16 protein-coding genes and 1 pseudogene are annotated in these 23682 nt (G+C 58.2%); 5 read left to right on the forward strand and 12 right to left on the reverse strand.

What is annotated here, in order from left to right:
- Positions 1 to 6: 6 nt before the first annotated feature.
- Positions 7 to 324 carry a DUF3509 domain-containing protein gene (locus MO767_RS06920; RefSeq protein WP_282479924.1) on the forward strand — a complete coding sequence of 106 codons (318 nt, stop codon included), beginning with the start codon at positions 7 to 9 and terminating at the stop codon, positions 322 to 324.
- On the opposite strand, the gene MO767_RS06925 is transcribed toward MO767_RS06920, so the two are convergent.
- Positions 321 to 821, reverse strand: a complete 501-nt coding sequence (locus MO767_RS06925; protein WP_282479925.1) for a phosphate-starvation-inducible PsiE family protein — start codon at positions 819 to 821, stop codon at positions 321 to 323. The two genes, MO767_RS06920 and MO767_RS06925, sit on opposite strands and share 4 nt — an antisense overlap.
- A 308-nt stretch (positions 822 to 1129) precedes the next feature.
- Here MO767_RS06925 and MO767_RS06930 point away from each other — a divergent pair.
- Positions 1130 to 1369, forward strand: a pseudogene (locus MO767_RS06930) (YebG family protein); the annotation flags it as partial.
- Positions 1370 to 1546: 177 nt separating this feature from the next.
- Here the strand turns inward: MO767_RS06930 and MO767_RS06935 are convergent.
- The 4 genes from MO767_RS06935 to MO767_RS06950 form a co-directional block, all read right to left on the reverse strand.
- Complete coding sequence (locus tag MO767_RS06935) at positions 1547 to 2656, reverse strand: dihydrolipoamide acetyltransferase family protein (RefSeq protein ID WP_282479926.1); 1110 nt, start codon at positions 2654 to 2656, stop codon at positions 1547 to 1549.
- Between the two features lie 16 nt (positions 2657 to 2672).
- Positions 2673 to 3659, reverse strand: a complete 987-nt coding sequence (locus tag MO767_RS06940) for an alpha-ketoacid dehydrogenase subunit beta (RefSeq protein WP_282479927.1) — start codon at positions 3657 to 3659, stop codon at positions 2673 to 2675.
- On the reverse strand, positions 3652 to 4749 hold the full coding sequence (gene pdhA / locus MO767_RS06945; protein ID WP_282479928.1) for a pyruvate dehydrogenase (acetyl-transferring) E1 component subunit alpha: 1098 nt from the start codon (positions 4747 to 4749) through the stop codon (positions 3652 to 3654). Before pdhA ends, MO767_RS06940 begins: the two co-directional genes overlap by 8 nt.
- Positions 4750 to 4861: 112 nt before the next feature.
- Positions 4862 to 5881 (reverse strand): Glu/Leu/Phe/Val dehydrogenase dimerization domain-containing protein, encoded by a 1020-nt coding sequence (locus tag MO767_RS06950; protein WP_282479929.1) that lies wholly within the window; start codon positions 5879 to 5881, stop codon positions 4862 to 4864.
- A 183-nt stretch (positions 5882 to 6064) separates the two neighbouring features.
- Here MO767_RS06950 and MO767_RS06955 point away from each other — a divergent pair, with 183 nt between their 5' ends.
- Positions 6065 to 6868, forward strand: a complete 804-nt coding sequence (locus tag MO767_RS06955) for a transglutaminase family protein (RefSeq protein ID WP_282479930.1) — start codon at positions 6065 to 6067, stop codon at positions 6866 to 6868.
- Between the two features lie 36 nt (positions 6869 to 6904).
- On the opposite strand, the gene maiA is transcribed toward MO767_RS06955, so the two are convergent.
- From maiA to hmgA, 3 genes are read right to left on the reverse strand one after another with little or no spacing between them, the layout of a single operon-like run.
- A complete protein-coding gene (gene maiA / locus MO767_RS06960; RefSeq protein WP_282479931.1) occupies positions 6905 to 7540 on the reverse strand; it encodes a maleylacetoacetate isomerase in 636 nt (211 codons plus the stop codon).
- 12 nt (positions 7541 to 7552) lie between these two features.
- Positions 7553 to 8857, reverse strand: coding sequence for a fumarylacetoacetase (gene fahA, locus MO767_RS06965; protein WP_282479932.1), 1305 nt, complete (start codon positions 8855 to 8857; stop codon positions 7553 to 7555).
- A gap of 3 nt (positions 8858 to 8860) precedes the next feature.
- On the reverse strand, positions 8861 to 10165 hold the full coding sequence (hmgA, locus tag MO767_RS06970; protein WP_282479933.1) for a homogentisate 1,2-dioxygenase: 1305 nt from the start codon (positions 10163 to 10165) through the stop codon (positions 8861 to 8863).
- A 165-nt stretch (positions 10166 to 10330) separates the two neighbouring features.
- Here hmgA and MO767_RS06975 point away from each other — a divergent pair, with 165 nt between their 5' ends.
- On the forward strand, positions 10331 to 11122 hold the full coding sequence (locus MO767_RS06975) for an IclR family transcriptional regulator (RefSeq protein WP_282479934.1): 792 nt from the start codon (positions 10331 to 10333) through the stop codon (positions 11120 to 11122).
- A 43-nt stretch (positions 11123 to 11165) separates the two neighbouring features.
- Here the strand turns inward: MO767_RS06975 and MO767_RS06980 are convergent, their stop codons facing one another.
- The 4 genes from MO767_RS06980 to MO767_RS06995 form a co-directional block, all read right to left on the reverse strand.
- Positions 11166 to 14591 (reverse strand): DUF6543 domain-containing protein, encoded by a 3426-nt coding sequence (locus tag MO767_RS06980; RefSeq protein ID WP_349016915.1) that lies wholly within the window; start codon positions 14589 to 14591, stop codon positions 11166 to 11168.
- 150 nt (positions 14592 to 14741) lie between these two features.
- A complete protein-coding gene (locus MO767_RS06985) occupies positions 14742 to 17291 on the reverse strand; it encodes a LuxR C-terminal-related transcriptional regulator (RefSeq protein ID WP_282479936.1) in 2550 nt (849 codons plus the stop codon).
- 140 nt (positions 17292 to 17431) lie between these two features.
- Positions 17432 to 18799 (reverse strand): DUF1329 domain-containing protein, encoded by a 1368-nt coding sequence (locus MO767_RS06990; RefSeq protein ID WP_282479937.1) that lies wholly within the window; start codon positions 18797 to 18799, stop codon positions 17432 to 17434.
- 23 nt (positions 18800 to 18822) lie between these two features.
- Positions 18823 to 20616, reverse strand: a complete 1794-nt coding sequence (locus tag MO767_RS06995; RefSeq protein ID WP_282479938.1) for a DUF1302 domain-containing protein — start codon at positions 20614 to 20616, stop codon at positions 18823 to 18825.
- A 630-nt stretch (positions 20617 to 21246) separates the two neighbouring features.
- Here MO767_RS06995 and MO767_RS07000 point away from each other — a divergent pair.
- Positions 21247 to 23682: an S-type pyocin domain-containing protein gene (locus MO767_RS07000; RefSeq protein ID WP_282479939.1), complete on the forward strand. Its 2436-nt coding sequence runs from the start codon at positions 21247 to 21249 to the stop codon at positions 23680 to 23682.

Genomic DNA, 23682 nt, shown 5'->3' on the forward strand with positions numbered 1-23682 from the left:
CGCATCATGGACAACCCTTTTCAGCTCATTACCGATGCTTTTGCACCGGATTATCAGATCAACCTGAGCATTCAGGGTCTGGATGGCTGCATCATGCTGACCTTGTCCAACAGTGGTCACGTGGTCGCCAAACGGATGATCAGTGCCGAACAGCGCAATGACCCCCAGCGCCTCAAACGCCTGGTGCAAAGCATTCAATTCGGCATCGCCATCGAACAGGGCCACAGCGCCGTGGCCATCCTCGAAGCCATGACCGACGGCGACAATCGCAACCTGCCGCCGCCCCGCGTCAAGGGTCACAGCCGGCCAGCCATGCGGCTTTAAAGCTCGCCCTTCTCGACTTCGGGATGCTCACCGGAACCCGCACCGATCTTGCGCTGCGGGTGTTCGATCTTCACCGAAGGGAATTGCGACGAGGCGTATCGCACCACCAGAATCGAGAACGCCAGCAACAAAATCCCGCCGCACAGGTAGATGATGCCGACATCCGGCGGATTGTGGTGCGAGACGTTGGAGATCAGCAGTCGCGTCAGCGCAGTGATCGCCACGTAGATCAGGAAACGCACCGGCATGTGGTTGGTCTTGAAGTAAATCCCGACCATCGCCCCCAGTTCCAGGTAGATGAACAGCAGCAAGATGTCATCGATCTTGATGTGCCCCGCCTCGATCATCTGCAAAAACTCCATCACCGCCGCCCACGCGGTGACTGCACCGATGGCGAACAGCGCCAGGTAGTGGAAGGTCTCGACGAACAGGTTGCCCAGAGACTCGGCCAGTTGATGCACGTTCTGCCGCAGGTTCTCGGCCCAGTTGATTTTCACGATGATTCTTCCTTAGCTCGGTTCGAGCGGATGATGCGGGTTTGACGTGACGGTTGTTCAGCATGCAGAAAAAAGGCCAGAGGCTGTTGGGTGAGATGGCGATGGGCTGCCACTGGACACTTTTGTGCTGGATTCGAGGGCCTCATCACGAGCAAGCTCGGCTCCCACAGGTTTGGCGCAGATCACCTGAATTCGGTCTACATTAAAAAGCCACTACCCAAAGCGCAGGGATTCGCTTATCCTTTTAGCTGTATATAAATACAGTGGTCGAATAAGACAACTTAATGTGAAGGCATGTGAGGTGGTGAATGGCCGTCGAAGTGGTATACCGCAGCAGCCGAGATCTGGAGCGCTTGTTCATGGATAAAGCCGAAGCTGACCGTCATGACAAAATGCTCGAACTGGCCGAGTTGCTGGCCGAAGTGTTGCAAAAAGCCGTTCCGTCCCTGACCGAACAGCAAGTGGAAGAAGCCGGGATCTACATGGCGAAGAACCGCGATGTGTTCGCCAAGGCGTTCAAGAGCCAGCCGGACGCGTTGTCCGAATTGCTCAATGCGCCTGCTGAAGTCGTTGAAAAGGCTGCACCCGTTGAGGCGCCTGCACCTGTTGAAGTCGCTGAGCCGACCAAGCCAGCCAAAGCCCCCAAGGCTGCCAAGTAAGCAACGCCCGAATTGAATAGGCCCTGAGTCAAATGACTCAGGGCCTTTTTCATGCCTGCGAAAAACCTAAGCTTCGGGTTGTTCCAGCGCCTCGACCAGCGCCTTGAAGAAACGCGCCGCCTCGCCCCCCGTCACCACGCGATGATCGAAAGTCAGGGACAGCGGCAGGACCGGATGCACCACCACCGCGCCATCGACCGCCACCGGTTCGTCACGAATCGCGCCAGCAGCGAGGATTGCCACTTGCGGCGGCACCACCACCGGGTTGGCGTAGCGGCCGAACAAGGTGCCGAAATTCGACAACGTCAGGGTCGCCCCCATCATTTCCTTGGGCGGAATCGATCGAGCCTGCACATCGGCCCTTAATCGCATAACGCCTTCCTTCAAGTCAGCCGGGGTGCGGTGACCGACATCGCGCAGCACTGGCACGAACAGGCCGTCCGGGGTATCCACGGCGATGCCCAGATCGAGCCGTTCGTGTTGTTTGAGCGACAGGCTTTTGCCATCGAAGGCACTGTTGAGCACCGGCTCCACGGCGCACGCGGCCGCCATCGCCTTGGCCAGGCGAATCAGCGGTTCGCGGGCCGGCCCCCAGCGATGCAGGTCGGCGTCACCGAAAATCGTCACTGGCACGACTTCGGCGTGGGACCGCGCCATGTTCAGCGCCATGCTGCGCCGCACACCGCGCAGCCGTTCGCCGCCGAAGCGATCCAGTTCAGTTTGAGCCGCGTTTTCCACATCCGTGCGGGTGATCAGCCCTTCGTGGCCGGAGCCCGTCAACCCGCTCAACTCCACGCCGAGTTGCCGAGCCAGTTGCCGCACGGCCGGCGTGGCGCGAGTCGCCAGATGCTCCCGGGTCGAGGGGGCCGCCCCGATGAAAAACGAGTCCTCCTGACTGCTGCCGCCACCTTCGAGTCGCCCCACTACGGTGCCCGCATCGGCTTCGCCTTCGTAGCCGAGCAGGGGTTCACCGACGTGAATGATGTCGCCCTCGCCGCCGTAAAGTTTTGCCACCACGCCGTCGTATGGCGCGGGAATATCCACCAAGGCTTTGGCGGTTTCTACCGACACCAGCAGTTGATCGGCCTTGACGGTATCGCCGACTGCGACGTGCCAGCGAACGATTTCCGCCTCCTGCAAACCTTCGCCCAGATCCGGCAGTTTGAAATACTTCATCGCAGCCCCCTTGGGTTCAGGCGAAGTGAAGAACGTTGTCGCAGGCCTGAAGAATGTCGTCGACGTTGGGCATGTACAGCGACTCCAGTCGATACAGCGGCGGCGGAATGTCCGGCGCGGTAACCCGCTGAATCGGCGCCTGCAATTCCAGCAACACCCGCTCGTAGAGGCTGGCGGCGATTTCCGCACCGACACCACAGGAGCGCGGCGCTTCATGAACGATCACGCAGCGACCGGTCTTGCGCACCGAGGCTTCCAGGGTGTCGAGGTCCAGCGGCTTGATACTCGCGACATCGATCACTTCCACCGAGACGCCCCGCTCGGCCAATGCGGTGGCGGCTTGCAGGGTTTCCATCACACTGGCGCCCCAGCTGATCAGCGTGATGTCGCTGCCTTCGCGCAGGGTGAAACAGCTGTCCAGCGGCAGGCGTTTACCGTCATCCACCAGCGTTTGCGGGTTCATGCGATAGAGCCGGGTCGGTTCCAGAAACACCACCGGGTCCGGGTCATCGATGGCCGCCAGCAACAAGCCATAGGCCCGGGCCGGCGATGTGGGAATCACCACCCGCAGACCTGGAATGTGCGCGAACAATGCTTCAGTGCTTTCGCTGTGATGTTCCGGCGCGCGAATCCCTGCGCCCATCGGCGTACGCATCACCATCGGGCACGTGATCCGCCCGCGTGTGCGATTGCGCATGCGGCTGGCGTGAGACACCAGGTGTTCCATGGCGGCGTAGATGAAACCCATGAACTGGATTTCCACCACCGGTTTCAGGCCCTGAGCGGCCATGCCGACCACCAGTCCGCCGAGCATGGTTTCGGCCAGCGGCGAGTCGATGACTCGCTTGAAGCCAAAGCTGTCGCGCAGCCCTTGAGTGGCGCGAAACACGCCGCCGTTCACCCCGACGTCTTCACCGAGGACGATGACGTTCTCGTCTTCGCTCATCGCCCGATGCAGCGCGAGGTTCACCGCTTCCAGCAACGTGACTTTGCCGTTACTCATGGCCCGAATCTCCCGCGCGGCGCGCCGCCCTTTCGAGCAATTCTTCACGCTGCCCGGCGAGCGGCGCCGGCCATTGGGCGTAGACGTGATCCATGACCGATTCGGGCGCCTGAGTACCCGCCGCCTCGAAGTTATCCACAGCACGCTGCACCAGGCCCTGGCATTCGCTGATCAGCGCCTGTTCGCGGCCTTCGTCCCACACGCCCTGGTCGACCATGAAACGTTGCAGGCGTTTGACCGGCTCTTCGAGCCAGGCCTGCTTGACCTCGTCCGCCGGCCGGTAGCGTGTGGCATCGTCGGCGGTGGTGTGGTCGCCGAGGCGATAGCTCAGGCATTCCAGCAACACCGGGCCTTTACCGTGACGCGCCCTTTCGAGGGCCACGTGTACTCGATCGTAAACCGCGAGCATGTCATTGCCGTCGACCTGCTCACCGTGGAAGCCGGCACCGATCGCTTTCTGTGCCAGGGTCGGGGCGCCGCACTGAATCCGTCGTGGCACCGAGATCGCCCATTGGTTGTTATTGACCACGAACACCACCGGCAACTGCCAGGCACCGGCGACGTTGAGGGCTTCGAGGAAATCGCCCTTGCTGGTGGCGCCGTCGCCGCAGGTGGTGACGGCGACTCGATGTTCGCCACGGATTTTGAATGCACTGGCAACCCCGCAGGCATGCAAGGCCTGGGTGGCAATCGGCACACAGATCGCAAAGTCCTGGGCCGCCGCCGGTTCGGCAAAGTCGCTGCCGCGCTCGTCACCGCCCCAGTACAGGAGGATTTCTTCCATGCGCACCCCACGCATCAACTGCACGGCGGTGTCACGGTAATACGGAATCAGCACGTCTTCGGCGTGCATCACGCTGCCGACGGCGACGCCAATGGCTTCCTGGCCCAACGTCGGCGCATAAGTGCCGATGCGCCCGGTGCGTTGCAGGGCGACGGCTTTCTGATCGAAAAGGCGGGTCAGGACCATCTGCCGATAAAGGCGCGTCAGCAAATTGAAATCGTCGGCCCAGGAAGGAAGTTCGCCGAGCAATTGGCCGTCAGGGGATAAAAATCGGGTGTAAGGCAGCTCAACCTTGCGAAGCGTCACAGGGGCTCCTGGCACGCCGCGTCAGCGTGCGTCAGTCAAGCCTGACGCTTGTGGCGCCAGGCCTTGGGAGCAAGTCTGCCGGATAGGCCCTCACTCCTTCATCGGTTCAACCTCATCGATACAGCACTTTCTCCGCCAACTCGTCAGCCACTCGGGCCGGCGAGCGTTTTTCCGCTTGGGCATGGGCGAAGACTTCGGTCAGCCGTGAGCTGATTTTCGACAGGTGCGCGGTGATGGTCGTGAGCTCTTCGCCACGGTGCTTGAGCGAAACGTAGATCAGCCCGCCGGAATTGATCACGTAATCCGGGGCATACAAAATGCCCCGCCGCTCCAGTTGATCGGCGACTTCCAGATGGGTCAGTTGGTTGTTTGCCGAACCGGCCACCGCTGCGCAGCGCAGTTGCGTCACGCTGTGGCTGTTGAGCACGCCGCCCAAACCGCAAGGCGCGAGTATGTCGCAGGGTGTGCTGAGCAGCGCGTCGTTGGCGATCGGATGGGCGCCGAGTTGCTCCATCGCCAGTTGCACCTTGCCGTGATCAATGTCACTGACCAGCAGCTCGGCACCGGCGGCGTGCAGTTGTTCGGCGAGGGCATAGCCAACGTTGCCGAGCCCTTGAATCGCCACTCGCAGGCCTTCGAGGTTATCGCTGCCCAGCCGGGCCATGGCGGTCGCACGAATGCCGGTGAACACGCCCATCGCCGCATGCGGTGCCGGGTCGCCCGCCGAGGTGGTGCTGGTGACGTGCTGGGTTTGTTGGGCGATGCAATCCATGTCTGCCACGGAGGTGCCACTGTCGATGGCAGTGATGTAGCGGCCGTCAAGCTGATTGATGCAACGCCCGAAGGCTTCGAATAGCGCGGCGCGGTTTTCCACGTGGACCGGGCGAACAATCACCGCCACGCCGCCGCCCTGAGCCAGGCCGGCCAGCGCCGCCTTGTAACTCATGCCTTGGGCGAGGCGCACCGCATCCTCGACGGCGGACTCGTCGCTCGGATAGGCAAGGTAACGACACCCGCCCAGGGCAGGCCCCAGACGGCTGTTATGAATGGCAATGACCGCCTTCAACCCGGTGACCGAGTCGACGCTCAGATGCAGCGATTCAAGGCGAGTGCTTTGCATGAGAGCGAACATCGTGGGGCTCCCGAATCACTTCTTGTAGTCGCCAGTATAGGCTTGCGCCCAAAAATTGCAGGAGCGCACCGGAATAAGCGCCGCCGCCATGCAGTCTTTCTGACATAACCTGCAACCGCCTATGTTCGGCACTGGACGAATGGCGGAGACGGGGCTAAAACGAGGCATTACCCGGAGATTTTGATGACCCCCCGCCAACGTTTCTTCGACTGCCTGCAACGTTCTCCGCCCGCGCTGTTCGAGGCGGCGCTGTGGATTGCCGCCGAACACGACACGGAGGTAAATCCCGAGGCGGTGCTGAACGATTTCAAGGACCTGCAACAACGGGTCAGCTATGGCTTGCCGATGTTGCCAGTGAGCGAGTTGGCCCAGCCGTTGTTACGGCGCATGAATGACCTGGGATTCGCTCAGGACGACTCCACGCCATTGCGTGCGCAAGTCGCGCTGGTCAATAAAGTGCTGGAACGCAGACGCGGGCAGCCGCTGAGCCTGGGGTTGATTGCTCTGGAACTGGCCAAAGGTCTGGAAATCCCCATGGTTGGAGTCAACTTCCCCGGGCATTTCCTGCTACGGGTACCGGGCGCCGATCACCTTCTCGACCCATGCGGCGGACGTCGGTTGTACCCCAACGATTGCCGGGAACTGCTGCAACGCCAGTACGGCCCGAACATGAAGCTTGGCGCCGAGCATTTACTCACCGCCGAGCCGGTGCAAATGCTGCAGCGGCTGTCGCGCAACCTGCGTCAGTTACACCTCTCTAACGATGACAACATCGGCGCTCTGATCGACGCCGAACGAGTGCTGGAACTGGGAAACGCCAGTGCCTCTGACTACCTGGCCCGGGCCAGTCTCTATCAACGCCTGGATTGCCCGAACGCCGAGCGTTTTGACCTGGAGCATGCATTACTGCTCAGTGACGACCCGATCCAGCGGATTCGCCTGACTGAGCGGCTGGGGCATTTGCCGCCTAACTCCATCGTCCATTAACAGCAAAGGAGGCTGCGATCTTTTGATCTGATGTTTTTAAGGGGTATCTGGCTGGCCCGCCGGATGCGCCTTGATGAATGCCGGATGCGTCGCCGCCAACGCCGCCACTCGACGAATCCGCGGATACGCCTCAAGTGAAATGCTGAAGCGCTCGGCCGCGTACAGCTGCGGAATCAGGTAAACATCCGCCAGCCCAGGCGTCTGACCAAAGCAATAACCCTCATCGCCGATCAACTGCTCCACCGTCGCCAACCCTTGGCTGATCCAGTGCCCGATCCACTCCACCACTTGCGGTTCATCGTGCCCCAACTGCCGCAGCTTGTTGAGCACGCTGACGTTGTGCAGCGGATGCACATCGCAACCAATCACCGCCGCCACACCACGCTCATGGGCGCGAGCGGCGAGGTCTTTGGACAGCAGCGGCACCTGTGGATAACGTTCCTCCAGGTATTCGATGATCGCCGGTGACTGGATCAGCAGTTCGCCTTCGTCGGTGCGCAAAGCCGGCACCCGGCCTTGCGGGTTGATGCCGAGATACGGCGGCTGTCGATGTTCGCCACCTGGCGGCGCGATCAGATTGATCGGCAGCGCCTGGTAATCCAGCCCCTTGAGCGCCAACGCAATGCGCACCCGAAAAGACGAAGTCGAACGGTAGTAGGTAAAGAGTTCCATGACCCGATCCTCTTAGCGTGCCGGCAGCACTTTGCCGCGGCACTCGCCGAAACCGATGGAGGCAAAACCCTCGCGGTTGCAACGGGCACGCAGGATGATTTCGTCGCCGTCCTCAAGGAATTTACGTACCTCGCCGGACGCGAGTTCGATCGGCTTTTTACCGCCCTCGGTGATTTCCAGCAGGCTGCCGAACTGACCATTTTCCGGACCCGACAACGTGCCCGAACCGAACAGGTCACCGGCCTGCAACTGGCAGCCGTTGACGCTGTGGTGCGCGACCATTTGCGCCACGGTCCAGTACATGTGTTGGGTATTGCTCAGGGTCAGGCGATGGGCCGGCAGTTTTTGCTCGCGCAGACCTTCGGTGAGCAGCAGCACTTCCAGCTCGATATCGAAGGCACCCGCCGCTTGATCGCGCTTGTCGAACAGGTACGGCAGCGGCTGCGGATCGCCTTGCGGACGTGCCGGTTGAGCACGACGGAACGGCTCCAACGCTTCGGCAGTCACCACCCACGGCGAGATGCTGGTGATAAAGCTTTTCGACAGGAACGGCCCCAGCGGCTGGTATTCCCAGGCCTGAATGTCTCGCGCCGACCAGTCGTTGAGCAGGCAGAAACCGGCAATGTGATCGGCGGCGTCACCGATGGCGATCGAGTCGCCCATCTCGTTGCCCTGACCGATCCAGATGCCCAGCTCCAGCTCATAATCCAGACGTGCACATGGACCAAACGTCGGCTCGGTCTGGCCGGCTGGCAGCGTCTGGCCTTTCGGACGGCGAACGTCGGTGCCGGACGGGCGAATGGTCGAGGCGCGGCCGTGGTAGCCGATCGGCACGTACTTGTAGTTCGGCAGCAATGGGTTGTCCGGACGGAACAGTTTGCCGACGTTCTGCGCGTGCTCGATGCCGACGTAGAAGTCGGTGTAGTCGTTGATTTTCGCTGGCAGGTGCATCTCGCAATTCGCCGCCAGTGGCAGCAGTTTTGCGCCTTGGGCTTCGATCTTGCCGTGCAGGGTGCTGCCTTCTTTGAACAGTTCCAGCAGACGTTCACGCAGGGCAACGCGAGCGTCACGACCCAGTTCGAAGAACGCGTTCAGCTGACCGCCACGGGTGGCTTCGACTGCGGTTTTTGCGACGCCATCGAACAGGCCGGCATCGAGTGCGGCTTCCAGATCAAAGATATGTTCGCCAATGGCCACGCCACTGCGCGGTGCTGAACCCTTCACGCTGAACACGCCCAGCGGCAGGTTTTGCAATGGGAAATCAGCATGGCCGTTGGCGGAGGCAACCCAGCTACGAGTGATGGAAGTCTGAGTCATGGGTTATCTCCGGGTCGGGTCGAAAGTGGCGGGCAGCGTGGCCCAGCAGGCATCGTAGTTGTTTTGCAGTTGCGGGCAATCCAGGGCGAATCGGCTCGGGCGCAGCACCTGGCTGGTCTCGAACATGAAGGCCATGGTGTTGTCGATTTTCGCTGGCGCGAGTTCGGCGTTGATCGCCTTGGTGCAGGTTTCGCCGTCCGGCCCATGGGCGCTCATGCAACTGTGCAAGGACGCACCGCCGGGCACGAAACCTTCGGCCTTGGCGTCGTACTCGCCCTTGATCAGGCCCATGAATTCGTTCATCAGGTTGCGGTGGAACCACGGTGGCCGGAAGGTTTTCTCGGCGACCATCCAGCGTGGCGGGAAGATCACGAAGTCGAGATTGGCCAGACCGTGGACGCTGGTCGGCGACGTCAGGACGGTGAAGATCGAAGGATCCGGGTGATCGAAGCTGACCGTGCCGATGGTGTTGAAACGGCGCAGGTCATATTTGTACGGCACGTTGTTGCCGTGCCAGGCGACCACGTTCAGCGGCGAATGATCGAGCTCGCAACCCCACAACTGGCCGAGGAATTTCTGCACCAGGGTGGTCGGTTGTTTGAGGTGTTCGTAATGGGCAACCGGGGTCAGGAAGTCCCGCGCGTTGGCCAGGCCGTTGCTGCCGATCGGCCCCAAGTCCGGCAGGCGCAGCGGCGCGCCGTGGTTCTCGGCAATGTAGCCGCGAGCTTGCGGGTCGAGCAGTTCGACGCGAAATTTCAGACCGCGCGGCAGCACGGCGATTTCCAGTGGCTCCAGTTCCAGCACACCCAATTCGGTCGCAATGCGTAAGCGTCCCAGCTCAGGCACCAGCAACAGTTCGCCGTCGGCGTTGAAGAACACTCGCTCCATGGAGCGGTTTGCGCGGTAGCTATAGATGCTGATCCCGGCCGGTTTTTCCGCGCCCGAGTTGGCGGCCATGCTCACCAGCCCGTCGATGAAATCGGTGGGCTCGGTCGGGATGTCCAGCGGATTCCAGCGCAGGCGATTGGGGGTCACTTCACCCAATGGGCCGCCAGCCAGTTGCCGATCCAGTTTGACGAACGCCGGGTGATTGGCCGACGGCTGAATGCGGTACATCCAGGTGCGCCGCGCTTCGCTGCGAGGCATGGTGAACGCCGTGCCTGAGAACAGTTCGGTGTAGAGACCGTAGGGGGCTTTTTGCGGGGAGTTCTGGCCGACGGGCAGTGCGCCGGGCAACGCTTCGCTGCTGAATTCGTTGCCGAAGCCGGACTGATAAGCCAGCTCGGGCGCCGTTGAATCGAGGTTCATGGAGCCTCCTGAACAGGGAGTAGGCAATGGCCTGTCGCTCCATTCAAGAGGTCTCGGCACGCCTGGGTTATTTTTATCGTAATTCGATTACGCTTAACGTAATTTGATTGGTATTGACCGTCAAGCTATAAAGACGCCCATTCGTCCCGGGATCAGACCGCCTCCATGGAAACGCCGCGCAGCAACGATAAACAGAAAGTCCGCTCGGCCGAGGTCGGCACCGACATCCTCAAGGCCTTGGCCGAGTTATCGCCATCGACTTCACTGTCGCGCCTGGCCGAACACGTACAGATGCCGGCGAGCAAGGTTCACCGCTATTTGCAGGCGCTGATTGCCAGCGGTTTTGCTGAACAGAACGCTGCCACCAACCATTACGGTCTGGGCCGCGAAGCCTTGCGCGTCGGTCTCGCCGCTCTGAACAGTATGGACGTGCTGAAAGTCGGCGCCCTGCCCCTGGCCGAGTTGCGTGACGATCTGAATGAAACCTGCTTTATAGCGGTATGGGGCAATCAGGGCGCGACGGTGGTGCATATCGAACCGGCGGTGCGCGCGGTGACGGTGGTGACTCAGTTGGGTTCGGTGTTGCCGTTGCTCAGTTCTTCAACAGGGCTGGTGTTCGGCGCGTATCTGCCGAAGCGTGAAACCTTGGAGTTGCGCGAGCAGGAACTGCAAAGCAGCGCTTCACATGCGCTGGCGGACGATCAGGCCTATAAGGCGTTGTGCGAACAGATCCGCGAACGTGGTCTGCATCATGTGCATGGTTTGCTGATGCCGGGCGTGGATGCCCTGTCGGCGCCGGTGTTCAACGCTGTCGGGCATGTTGCTGCTGTGATGACCATTGTCGGCCCGGCGTCGTTATTTCACGCCGACGAAAACGGCCCGGCGGCGCAGCGGTTGTTGGCTGCGACGCGGGCCGTGAGCTGGCGGATGGGGTTTGACCCCGCCAGCTCGATTTGAGCTTCCGCTGACGGCATCGCTGCCAGCGAATGTTAACTGCCCGTCAAATCACTATGGTTTTACTGGTGCTGACATCAGGTTCGTCGAGCACTTGCTGGAAGATCTCGATCAGACGTTCATGGCCGAGTGTCTGCCCCAGCGCCGTGGACATCAGCCCCACCACGGTATTGGCATCACCCACCAGTTGAATGAGCGTCTTCTGCGCCTTGGTCACGCTCTCGACTCCCAGCCCCACGTTAGCCAGACCGACCAGCCCAATCAGGGCATCCTTGAAATGGGTAAACGTGGCATCGTAGTCACCGTAGTAATGAGCCTTGATACCGTCGTAGATGTTTTTAGCGACTTCGATCGCCGTTACCGCGAGGCCAACGGGAGGAATGACGATACTAATAACAGTGGCCGCCAACTTCAGGTTTTCGTAAACCAGGCCTCCGATAATTTCGGCAAGACTGGTAGTTTTGGCGTCCACGTCCTCGATAACCCGCCTGACGTGAATTCCGTAGGACATTCCCAAATCCCTGACGCGAGTATTGATCAGAGGCTTCGGTGGCGCTACGGTATCAAGCTTCGCCTGAAGCTCATCGAAATAATCGTTAATGACCTTCTTATCGAGAAAGCTTATCCGCTTGATGTAGTACTCCCTGAACGGACCCGCGCGATCTCGAATAGACCCCACAAAGGTATTTACGCTACGAAATGCGACATGATCCGGTGCATGCGGAGTGTAAATAAAGTCTTCAACCCCCTTGCTTGTGACAACTCGGAAAATATAAACACCCTCAACTTTACGGGTACTCTTCAACGTAAAATAGTAAACACTTTCAGTATTTACAACGGGCTCCGAAAGGCGGTATTTCTCAGGAGTTTTCAATCCAACAATAATGCGTTCCAAGCTATTCAACTGCTCAAGATTCAAACCAGCTTCAAAATATTGAGAGAGTAACGCCTGATACATCTCACCCTGCAATTTCTTGAAGTTTACCTCTCGCTTAAACGTATACAGCGGATGACTTGACGACAAATAGTCAGAATTTAACAACTCAATATACTTCTCCGCTGCACGAAGTGTTTTCGACCAACCGGAAATATCTCGGATCGACAATTTGTCCAGTGCCGGGTGAGCTGTTGACCAGTGGAATCGCGGATAATCCCGTGGATCCGGTTTCGGACTGTTGTTGGCCTCAAAACTACGCTCACTGATAATCAGTTGCGACAGGGTCATATCCTCTTGAGGGCTGATCTGTACATAAACGAGATCCGGATCTACATCGACAGCGCTCCCTCGTTCTCGAAGTACCTGTTCTATCCTCTGTTTAATAAGGTTGCGAGCGAAGAGCTCAAAGGATGGGAATCCGGTGTCACGGAACTCGACCGTATACAGCGCCTTGATTTCTGTATTGAGCCGAGCGTACATCTGACGCCGGGATTGCGTGACACCTCGATAATTCAGGGGTGCAACCAAATTTATTTCCGCGAGCGTCCACCGGTAATCCACCTGCACCAGGCCGGCCAGCCGTTCATTCGGGCTGCGACTCAGTACCACCGCAGCGACACGAATTCTATCCAGGTACCACCGCAGCCCCCTCGCCTCCTCTAACTCTTTACCGATGGTTGGCAGGTCATTGGGGTTAATCAGCGACGCAGCATAAACAGGATCACCGCTCATCCAGAGTTTGAGCTGATCTGCAAATTCAGAAAAGCTGCCGAAACGCAGAAACTCATAGTGACCATGAGAGTTTCTCAGAAAAACCTGCTGCGGCCCCAGCGCCCCCTGACTTCCATGGAACACCAGCACGTCCTTCAACGGTTGAGTTGAATCCGCAATACTCACACCATTGATCAATACCGCCGAGTCGCCGGCCATTGCCCGATTGACGAGATTGAAATCCTCACGGCTGAAGCGACCGGAATGGTGTGCAACCCATAAGTCAAACTCCATCCGACTGAGCATTTTATTGTTGAACGCTTCGCGGTAAGGCTGAGGCGGGTTGGCCGGCTGAGCATTCACAAAGTTTGCTCGCACATCAACATTCTGCAACCAGTTCTCGAGCTTCGCGACGGTCAGACCGAAGGCCTCGCCGCCCTCAAGCACCAACCGGGCGCGATGACCGGAATCATGCAAGCCAACCGTCACAAACTCGGTCAAGGTGTAGCTGTCCTCTTGACGGATAGTCCGTCCACCGACCTTGAACTCATAGACACTGCGCACCCGAATGCTCTCGGAGTCCAATTCGATACCTAGAGCACTCCGGGTCCAATTGGCAACTTGCCGTCGGGTATACTCCCGTAAAGAAAAATACCCATTGAATGTGGCGTTAAAGTCAGACTCGTACTTGACCATCGAGTACTCAAGTTCCGAATAGCGCTCCTGTACGGATTGGCTTGCCAGCTTCAACCAGTTGGGCCATTCGGTGCGTTTAACGGCGGACTGCAACGCTTCGAAGCTCAATAACCAGCTGGATCGAAGTGCGCTCAGTTGCTGATTACGCTCTAGAGCAAAAAGGTCCACACCGTTAGAGTTGCTGTTGCCCAGAAATTTCGCCACTTCGTCTTTCTGGTGTTTGATCTGCGAACTGACGCAATACTCAAAGACACTCTCTTGCAAACCCGGGTAAGTAATGCTGCTCCCGGATATCGACAGACGACTACTCAAAGCCGCATGCACATCATTGCTGCTGAGGAAATAGTCGAACCCTCGATCAGGGGTATATAGCACGCATCCGTAATGTTCATTGCCCAGTCTTAGTTCAGAATTACCCAAACCGGACATGTCCACGACAAACCCTGATGGGAGCCGAACAGGGAATTCACCCACATTGGTAATCGCCAGTTGATACAGAGAGCCGCCATGACCCGACAGTAAAATATCTGCAACCCGCTCGCCTTGGTGAGGCTCCAGCCGCCCACCGATAACGCTCAAGGAAAGCTCCGCCATCAGCGTCCTTGCTATCGATTGCTGCAGAACATCCTTGTGGGTAGATGAAGGGTTTCCATCGACTTTCCCATTGGCCGCTGCCTTCCAATACTGGTCAAGACTATTGCGATGCTTCCAGCTCAGATTTTTTCGGGCATTCTCGAGAAGACGCTCAACCTTATAGATATCCAACCCTGAAACTTTGAATTGGCTGTCGGTCGTGTTCGGGCGGTCATAAACATCATCAGAACCGCCTATGTAGTTGGGAGACAGATTACGTGACAGACATTCGAAGTGGACCTCCAGCAACGAACCTACCGGTCGATATTCAAGATTGTCCGCGTAGCTGCCTCTATTCACAAAAACCTTATCGAGCTCAACACCCGGATGGTACTCCCGAAGTTCTTCAACCAATCGATTTCGCGCCATGTCCTTGAACGAAGGAATCGCCTTAAGCACCGCCAACAGTTGTTGACCTGCCAAGTTAGCCTTCTTCAATTCAGTTGCACTATCGACGCGTTGGCGCAGGGTATCGAGCATCAAACTCATGAACATCTTGTTCAATTTATTCATCCTTTATTTCGAGCTAATTGGTAAATAATTATTTATTTACCCCAGAACTTAAACCCAACTCTAAAAGAATAATCTTCAATCGAACACACGATGTTTATTTCAATAAATTTAATACCCGACCCGCTTAGTCACCTAACACAACTTCAACAGTTTGGCCTTGGCAACCGCCTGTGTTCTACGTTCAACACCTAACTTCCCATGAATACGACGCGCATGGGTTTTTACCGTATGAACAGAAATATAAAGTTTCTCGGCAATCTGTTGATTGGAGTTACCCTGCGCAATCAAGGTGAGCACTTCAAGTTCCCGTCGACTCAGAGGACCATCCGCAACCACTGCGTCAGCCTTTTCCCTGAGATCTACCAGCCCCGCACAACGGTACAGATCGGGCTGGCGCAAACTCAATTCACGCAGCGCAAACTGTAAATGACCGCGCTCCGCCAACTCCTGGCCCCGCTGCAGAGCACTTTGCGCCCGCGCACTATCGCCGGTGAGCCAGGCCACTTGAGCAATCATCAGTTGCAGTTCTGTTTCCAGGTTCAACATGCCGCGTTCGTGCGCAACGACCAGAGCCCCGTGAAGCTGCGCCAAAGGTTCGATCGCCATGTGCAATTGAGTATCGGCCAGGATCAGCAAGTATTCGATTCGCGCAATGAGCTCCAGGGTCGCCGGCGGTGCCTGCCGGGCATTCGGCCCGCGATAGTGGCGCAGCACGCGGGTCAGGGCCTCGTGTGCCAGGTCCGGGCGACCTTGTTGCAACCAGAGCTGGCTGCTGACTTGCAGCAGAACGCCGCGATAAACGGTGTCTGGAATATGCCGTTGTTGCATCAGCCGCTCGGCATCGCGCAACCGGACGAATGCCTGGGCGTAATCACCCTTGTTCGCCGCTAATTGGGCCTGCCCCAGAAACCCATACAACACGCGCTTGTCGTGGTTACGCAAGCAATCGTCCAGACCCGCCTGAAAGAACTCGGCAGCTCGCTCGTCTGCGCCCAGGCACAGGGCCAACCGCCCGCGACGCAATGCAATTCGTCCCAGCAAGGGTGCAGGTCGGTCCGAACGCTGACGGAGCAATTCATCGATGTCGCAGAGCAGACTTTCGGCCCGCACCGCCGCCCCCCGTTGCTCCAGCAACTGCGCATGATCGAGCTCCATCAGGCCCTCGAACACCAGCGAACCTTGCGCCCGCGCCAGGCACAGCGCCTCGCGGTTGTGGGCTTGCGCCACGTCGAGTTCGCCCCTTAACAATGCCTGTTGCGTCAAACCGGACAAACACATCAGGCGCGCCGTCCAACATTCGCGATCGAGCGCGCTCAACGCCTCAAGAAAGTGCGCGCGCGAAGCCTCCATTCGTCCCTGTAAATGCAGCAACCAACCCTGCAGGGCCTGCCAACGTGCAATCAGTTGACGCTGAAGCACCGCCGAGGGTTGAGGCGTGAAATGCGCCAAATGAGCGATACAGGCAGTCGCCTGTTCGAAACGTCCGGCGAATAACAGCGCAGCTGTAATCAATCCGACCAATTGCGGGCTGCCCAGCGTCAGTTCCTCGCCTTGCTGCTCATGCAAACGCAACAACAGCACCACCGTTTGCTCCTCGAACAAATGCTCGAAACTGAAGTGCTGCAACAGGCTGACGGCGACCTCGAACTCTTCAGCCAGCAGTGCTTGTTCGAAGGCGGCTTTCCAATCGAGTTCGGCCGCAAACCACTGGCAGGCACGACGATGCCAGGAACGTCCCGCCGGCCATTGCTCATCGCGCATCAACTGGGTGAGTGGCGGGAAAATCTGCAGCCAGTCTGCCGAGCCCTGCCAAGGCTCGATAAAACAACCCAATTCTTGCAACGTCCTCAAACATTGCGCACCTTCACCCGCGCCAAACAGGTGATCGCACAGCCTTGCATTGAATCGCGGTAAATGGGCGAGTACCCGCCAGGCTTCCGTCAGCTCCGGCGTCAGCGTGGTAAACAACTCGTGCTCCAGGTAATCGAGCAAGGTGTTCGTTCGGCCATGTGGCGTGTTGTTGTGTGACCAGTCGCATTTTTGCAGTAGCGCAATCCGTACGCCGGCGCACCAGCCACCACTGCGCTGGATGATCTTGCCGGCGACAGTATTGGCCTCGGCCGGTGCCAAATGCCGCAACAGTTTGGCGATCTCACTTTGATTAAACGCCAGCGTGGAGTGCTCGCACTCATATAACTCATCATCAAGCAGCAACCGCGGCCAGTTGCATTGCGGCCGACGGCGGGTGCCCAGCCACCAGGTCAACATCGGGCTACTGATCGCCAACATGCGATCCAGCAGCAGGTCTAATTCGGGGTTCGGGACGCGGCAAAAGTCATCGAGAAACAGCCAGGTTGGAGTCTGCAATCGTGACAGATACCCCAGCAACTCGGATTCGCCTGACGAAGCCAGCCCCAGCGTCTCTGCCAGACGATGACGAAACTCCGCCGCACTCGACGCCACGCCAGACAATGGCAACCAGAACACGCGGCACTGGGTTGGTGCCTGCAACAGACATTCGGCGAGCAGCGCAGTCTTGCCGCTGCCGGCCGGCGCGCAGAGCAACTTCACCCGTGCAGTGGAGGCCATCAATGGCTCGGTCAAGCGAGCCCGTGACTGGTGATGAGTGGACAGACGGGGCAGGAATCCAGAACGGTCCAGACACGAAATCATGGCGGTCATTGCGGCGTGCCTTTTTATAATTGTCCGGCAACCCTAATCCTCTCTAACCCGCTTGTTGAGAAGTATTCAGCACGCTGATTGGCAGCCATAAAAAAGGCGACCACCCGGTCGCCTTTTGTACTGTCGATGTATCAAACCCCTTACCGAACGCCCTCGGCGCGCAAGGCCGATGGCGTGTAGTCGGCAGCCTTGGCTTCGAAGCCGAATTCGAAACTGTGCTTCTCTTCGTTCTTCATTCCCAGGGCAATGTAACGGCTGGCAATGATGTCGTAGAGCGCTTCGAGGGTGTAGGCCGGGGTCTGGTGATCGTAGTAGTACTGAGCGTGACCCTCGGCCACTCGCCACAGCTGACCGCGACCGTCGTAGTGGTCCGCCAGCGCTACTTGCCAGCTGTCTTCGTCGAGGTACATGTGGCGTTTGGCGTAGATGTGCCGTTCGCTCGGCTTGACCGTACCGATCACTTCCCAGACCCGGTGCAATTCATAGCGGGTCAGGTCCTGATTGATATGCCCGGCCTTGACGATGTCGTCGTACTTGAGGCTCGGCGAGTCGAGTTTGTAGCTGTTGTAGGGGATGTACATTTCCTTCTTGCCGATCAATTTCCAGTCGTAGCGATCCGGCGCACCGGAGAACATGTCGAAGTTGTCGGACGTGCGCAGGCCGTCAGCCGCAGTACCCGGCCCGTCATAAGCCACTTGCGGTGCGCGACGCACACGGCGCTGGCCGGCGTTGTAGATCCACGCCAGACGCGGCTCTTTCACCTGATCGAGGGTTTCGTGCACCAGCAGCACGTTACCCGCCAGTCGTGCAGGTGCCGTCACCGATTGCTTGAAGAAGGTCAGCACGTTGGCGGCTTTTTCCGGGTCCAGCTCCTTCATCAGTTGCGGTACGGCGATCTCTTCCTCGAAGCGGATCGGCGTGTAGCTGCCGTTCGTTTGCGGGGTCACCTGAGTGATGATGCGGCGAAGGTTGCCGCCGTGATAGCGAGTGATGTGGTTCCACAGCACCTCGACGCCGGTCTTCGGAATCGGGAAGGCGTAATAGCGGTTGCCGGTGAAATTGGCCAGGCCGTTACCCTCGTTGATGCTGTTCACGTTCAGTGCGCTGCGCTTGGCCGACTCGTAAATCTCCGGGGGTACGGCCACGGTGCGGTGGGTCGGGTAGACCGGGATCTTGTAGGTTTCCGGGTAGCGTTTGAACATCGCCACCTGACCTTCCGACAATTTGTCTTTGTACTTGTCGACTGTCGCGGCCGTGATGATAAACAGTGGTTTTTCGCTGGCGAACGGGTCAGCCAGGAAGCCTTTGCTGTCCACCGTGCCGGCATTTTTCGGGATACCGCCAGTCCAGGCCGGGATCGAGCCGTCGGCGTTGCCGGCCTTCTCGGCGCCCAGCGGCGTGAGGCTGGTGCCCAGTTTGTTGGCTTCTTCAGGCGAGACCGCCGCCATCACGTTGGCAGCCAGCAGACTCAAGGCCAGGGCGCCGCATTGCAGAATCATCTTGCGCATCAAATTCATCCTTCTCAGCCAGATCAGAAGTTCACGCCGAAGCTCAGCGCCAGGAAGTCGCGGTCTTCCAGGGTGTTGTAGTCACCGCCGAAGAAATCGGTGTAACTGAGGCTCGCGGTATAAGTGTTGCGGTAGTCGGCATCGACGCCGACGCTGACTGCTTTGGCGCCTTCGTTGAACAGCCCGTTGGGGCCGTAGCCGGCGACGTCGTGGGACCAGGACAGGTTGGGTTTGAGGTTGATCCCGCCAATCACATTGGCGTAATCGAGGATCGCCCGGGCGCGGTAGCCCCAGGAGGTCGAGGTGACGAAGCCGTCGGTATCGCCGCCAAAACCGTACTGGCCATAGACCGAGTCACGGCCGTAACGCAGTTTGGTGCGCGACTCCAGGCCACCGACGTGCACCATCGCAGCTTCGCCAACCAGTGTCAGCCGTTGGGCGCCCAGCACCTGGTCGAAGAAGTGCGTCAGGGTGCTCTGGACCTGCGTCACTTCCTTGCGGCGGTAGCCTTTGTTGTCGGCACCTGGCGTGGTGGCGATAGGCGATGCCGCGCCGCCTGCAATCGGGTTGAGCAAGGCCAGGGTCAAGTCGTTGGTGCTGACTTGCACCGGAGCGTTGGGGCGATAGCTGATCTCGCCGGTCCACGCCGTGCCGGTAGACAAGGTGGTGGAAAAGCTCGCGCCGTAGAGACGAATGTCTTCCGGGTACTCAAGGTAATACTGACCGCGTCCGAGCATCACACTCTGAGCCAGTGCCGACCCGGTACCGGGTGCGATTCTGTTGGCGGCACCGACGATGGCCGGGATCCGTGCCAGCGTTGTCAGGCCGGCAGTGGTGGTGCCGACCGTCGGGCTGCGGCTGTGATAGTTCATGAAGTACAGGCCGTACTCGGTGTCGTCGCCGAGCCAGCGCAGCGCCGTCCCCCACTGCCCGGAGTCGCGGGCATCGCGGTCTCCACCGCGCGGGACGATCACACCTTCCTTGCTGACTTCGAAGCCTTGGCCAAACGCTGCAGCGATCGGTTGCAACGGTGCAATCGCCGGGCTGGCAACCGTGTAATTCTTGTTGCAGCCGTCTGCCACCACGTCGTTGCCGAAGAAGGTGCCGCAGTTGTCGACGACAGTCTGGTCCCACTCCAGTTGATAGAAACCTTCCACCGACAGTTGGTCGGTCAGGCTTTGGGAGGCGAACAGCATGTTCACCGGAATCAGGCCTTCCTTGATTTCGGCGCCAGGACGGCGGAACGCTGAAACGTCGATCGGGTTGATGCTGTTGATCGAGTTGCCGATGAAGGTACTTTCACCCCAGCTGACCACCTGCTTGCCGGCGCGCACAGTGCCCGGCAGATCGGCGATGGAATAGTTGTGATAGACGAAGGCGTCGAGCAACTGTGCCCCGGAGGACTTGGCGCCTTCTTTACGACCGCTGTCACTGATCGGTTTGAACTCGCGGTCCTCGTCCTTGAGTTCGAAGTCGTACCAGTACTTGCCACGCACGAACACCCCGGTGTCGCCGTACTTCAATTCGAGGTCATGAATACCCTTGAAGATCTTGGAGAAGGTTTCGCCCTTCTTGAAGTTCAGCCGCCCGTCATCCCCAGTCGAAGACTGGCCGGTCCCGCCATTGACGATGCCCACCAGGGATTTGTCGGCATCACGCATGCCCCAGCTCGCGCCGACGGACAGCGAAGAATCAAAAGTCCCCTCGATTTCCCCGATGTTGAATGAAACAGCCTGCGCCTGGGCGCAGCAACCCAAGGCAACCGCAGCGGCCAGCGCTTGCGGCGTGAAGATGGCGCGCATTGTTGTTTTTGTCATGCGTCTTCCCCGGTGAGTGACAGAAGGCCCCACCCTACTGCCGCAGGTTGGGAGCGATAAGCGCACCAAGGAGGTATTCGCGATGTACCTCCAAAGGATGAATGCCCGCATGGGACGGGGTTTTGCGCGGGTTATGGATGGGCTGGATGGAGGGTTATCAACGCAGCGCATGGCGTGTAGGCGGGGTCTGTCAGCACTGTTACTCATGCTGCAACAGTTCATGTCATGAATTGCTATTTTTCCTTCGGGCTCAAGGCCTTATTCTTGCCGGGCTTTCACGGCAAACGGCCGGAAAGCACGAAGTAATGGCGAGTGACCCGTCCGCGTCATTGGCGATAGATTTCAGATGAATTGAAGATGTTCGACTCATCGCCCCGTGTTCACTGACGTTGATTTATTGCTCCTTGATCAATCGTCTTACTTTGGCCGCTGCGTTTGCAGCGGCCTTTTTTATGCCTGTTGAAAAACCGAACGTCCCCCCTCCGAGAAACCTCCAGAAACGACATGGGAAATTTCTTCTTGAACAGAAGCATTTACCCTCGATCGTTTTAGCCCGCCGAAAGTTCACTCAAACTCATACGCATTTACTTACAGCCTTACCAGAATCATGAACCAAAACTTTGCTGCAACTTGAAACATATCGACCACTCGCTGGCAAAAAGTGAGTCGTTAACCGAACAATGTCCCACCACCCCACCATTCAACAAGCACATTCAAAAGGATATGAATATGCAAAAGCCTCCAACATGGGAGTTAACCGAAGCTGTTTACACGACTGCAATTGCACCGTTACACGTTCCGATCGTACCAGCAACTTCATCGACCATACCCCATAGCGGCATGTTTGGCCCCCACAACTTTGGCCCCCACCATATTGTTATTGCCAACTCACATACGATAGACGTCACCAAAAAGTCACTTGAGCAGGAATATCAAACCCGCATCAGTCAACTACCACAGACCATCGAACAAGAACTAGCAGCCACAAGACTGGAAGGTTCGACTCATCCGCTTGCTCCTGCAGACGCGATCATTCGTGAACTAGGTGTTCGCAACACTCTTTTGAGTCGAAAGACCGCTGACTTCCATCAGAAAACAGCTCTTGCCAATCAGTTTTATGGCGGTGACCCGCTGAACCGAAGCTTGATTGAGTTCTATCAAAAGGCATCGACCATGGGACAACGGGTCATGCCCGGTGGTATTGCAATGCAAGCATGGACGGCCTCATACCGTGCTGCTCACGAGGCCTGGCTGCTGGCGCAGTCCATTCAGATACTGAACCAGCAACAAGTGCAGGTACTCAATCGGCTGGCCGCCGTGCAGGCCAATGATCAAGCGCAAGCGGCAGCGGCGGAAGCCCAACGAGTAGCTGCCGAGCGCGCCCGGATCGCAGCTGAACAGCAACGCCTGAAAGAAATCGCTGACGCGGCACGCCGAGAGCAAGAACAAGTTCGAAGGCGCGAACAAAATCGGCTTGCAGCGCTGGCAGAAACCGAACGATTGGCCGTCGAGCAAGCTCGAATGGCTGCCGACAAGGCACACCTAGAGGCACAACTTAAAGCGCTGGCTGATTTTCAGGCTCAGAATCAGGCTCAAGAAAAAGCACGAATCGCTACATTGAAAACAGCGCTGGCCGAGGCTGAAGCTAATGCAGAAGCAGCCGCACTGCATTTCGCAGCCGAGCAGGCTCGTCTCCAAGCCGAAATGGAACAGCGAATCGAGCAGATACAAAAGCAACTGCAAACAGAAAGACAGAGTCTGGAGACTCGCAGGAAAGTCATTGATACAGCTACTGCCGTGGCTCAACGCCAAGCTCAACTGACGAATCTGAAGATACAGCAGCAAAAGGAAAAGCAGGCGCAAGAGCGCGAGCGGCAACAGGCTCGTCTGGCGGCAGAGGCTGATACCCAACGACAACTCGAGCAGGCACGCCTCCTGGCGCAATGGCGAGAGGAAACAGAGGATCGGTGGCAAAGCCCCACGTTTGCCAATGTCGGTTCGATGGCGGCATTCGGCCCGGCGTTTACCGGCACACTCGGAACTGTCGGCGTTAGTCCAGCAACCTCCTTGGCGCTCAGGACTGCGCTTCGCGCTGCGGTATCCGCGGCTATCGCAGCACTCGCGTCAATAGCAACGCCAGTCCTGGTCGGGTTCGCCGCTCTATTGGCTCCCTCAAGGCTGGGTAACGGTGATCTTTTCTCCATAAGTGTTCCGCTGTCAGAACTCGCTCCTGATTCAACGCCCGATCTGTATGAACTGGCAGCCGTCGGAGGGGAAATCGACCTGCCGGTGAGACTCGGCTCGAGGACGATAGGCAATAGCGTAGAGATTGTCGTTGTTGCCACTGACGGAGTGACAGTACCCGCCAGTGTGCCGGTAAGGCTTGCTCACTTTGACGCGCGCAAGAATGTTTACGTTTCCGGCAGCACCGTCTCCAACGGTCCCGTCATCACATGGACGCCGTTGATAGAACCGCAGGATCCTTCAACGGAATTTCCGCTGATCGACACTGACCTGCCGATATATGAAGGCGCTACCGTCACCCCCGACGCGGGACGAATCGATCCGTTTCCGGAGCTGGATCGCTACGGATTTGGTGGCTTCATCACCGTCTTTCCGATCGACTCCGGGATCCCTCCGACATTCACGATGTTCAGGGATCGGCGGCAGGATCCCGGTATTGCCAGTGGCGCCGGACAAGTAGTTTCCGGAAACTGGTTGGGTGCTGCCTCGACGGGAGACGGAGCGCCGATTCCGATGCAGATTGCGGATAAATTTCGAGGGGGGGAGTTTTCGAGTTTTAAAGCGTTTCGCAGGGCATTTTGGAAAGCTATGGGCGACGATGAACTGTTGAGCGGCCAATTTACAAAGTTAAGACAAATGGATATGAAACACCGACTTGCTCCTGCCGCACTTCCTCAGGACCAGGTGGGTAGGCGAATAAAGTATGAAATCCACCATATCAACCCCATCGGAGCAGGCGGCGAGGTCTATGACATGGACAACCTTCGGGTGATGACGCCAAAACTGCATATCAGCATTCACTCCAATATAAAAGGAGAATGA

This window comes from Pseudomonas sp. UYIF39, assembly GCF_029963765.1.
GTDB lineage: Bacteria > Pseudomonadota > Gammaproteobacteria > Pseudomonadales > Pseudomonadaceae > Aquipseudomonas.

Excerpts from the sequence above, each read along its gene's own strand:
- MO767_RS06980 (WP_349016915.1), bottom strand. The coding sequence starts at position 14,591 with ATGTTCATGAGTTTGATGCTCGATACCCTGCGCCAACGCGTCGATAGT.
- MO767_RS06985 (WP_282479936.1), bottom strand. The coding sequence starts at position 17,291 with ATGACCGCCATGATTTCGTGTCTGGACCGTTCTGGATTCCTGCCCCGT.
- MO767_RS06955 (WP_282479930.1), top strand. The coding sequence starts at position 6,065 with ATGACCCCCCGCCAACGTTTCTTCGACTGCCTGCAACGTTCTCCGCCC.
- MO767_RS06950 (WP_282479929.1), bottom strand. The coding sequence starts at position 5,881 with ATGTTCGCTCTCATGCAAAGCACTCGCCTTGAATCGCTGCATCTGAGC.
- hmgA (WP_282479933.1), bottom strand. The coding sequence starts at position 10,165 with ATGAACCTCGATTCAACGGCGCCCGAGCTGGCTTATCAGTCCGGCTTC.
- MO767_RS06990 (WP_282479937.1), bottom strand. The coding sequence starts at position 18,799 with ATGCGCAAGATGATTCTGCAATGCGGCGCCCTGGCCTTGAGTCTGCTG.
- MO767_RS06995 (WP_282479938.1), bottom strand. The coding sequence starts at position 20,616 with ATGACAAAAACAACAATGCGCGCCATCTTCACGCCGCAAGCGCTGGCC.
- MO767_RS06935 (WP_282479926.1), bottom strand. The coding sequence starts at position 2,656 with ATGAAGTATTTCAAACTGCCGGATCTGGGCGAAGGTTTGCAGGAGGCG.
- fahA (WP_282479932.1), bottom strand. The coding sequence starts at position 8,857 with ATGACTCAGACTTCCATCACTCGTAGCTGGGTTGCCTCCGCCAACGGC.
- MO767_RS06920 (WP_282479924.1), top strand. The coding sequence starts at position 7 with ATGGACAACCCTTTTCAGCTCATTACCGATGCTTTTGCACCGGATTAT.
- MO767_RS06940 (WP_282479927.1), bottom strand. The coding sequence starts at position 3,659 with ATGAGTAACGGCAAAGTCACGTTGCTGGAAGCGGTGAACCTCGCGCTG.
- maiA (WP_282479931.1), bottom strand. The coding sequence starts at position 7,540 with ATGGAACTCTTTACCTACTACCGTTCGACTTCGTCTTTTCGGGTGCGC.
- MO767_RS06975 (WP_282479934.1), top strand. The coding sequence starts at position 10,331 with ATGGAAACGCCGCGCAGCAACGATAAACAGAAAGTCCGCTCGGCCGAG.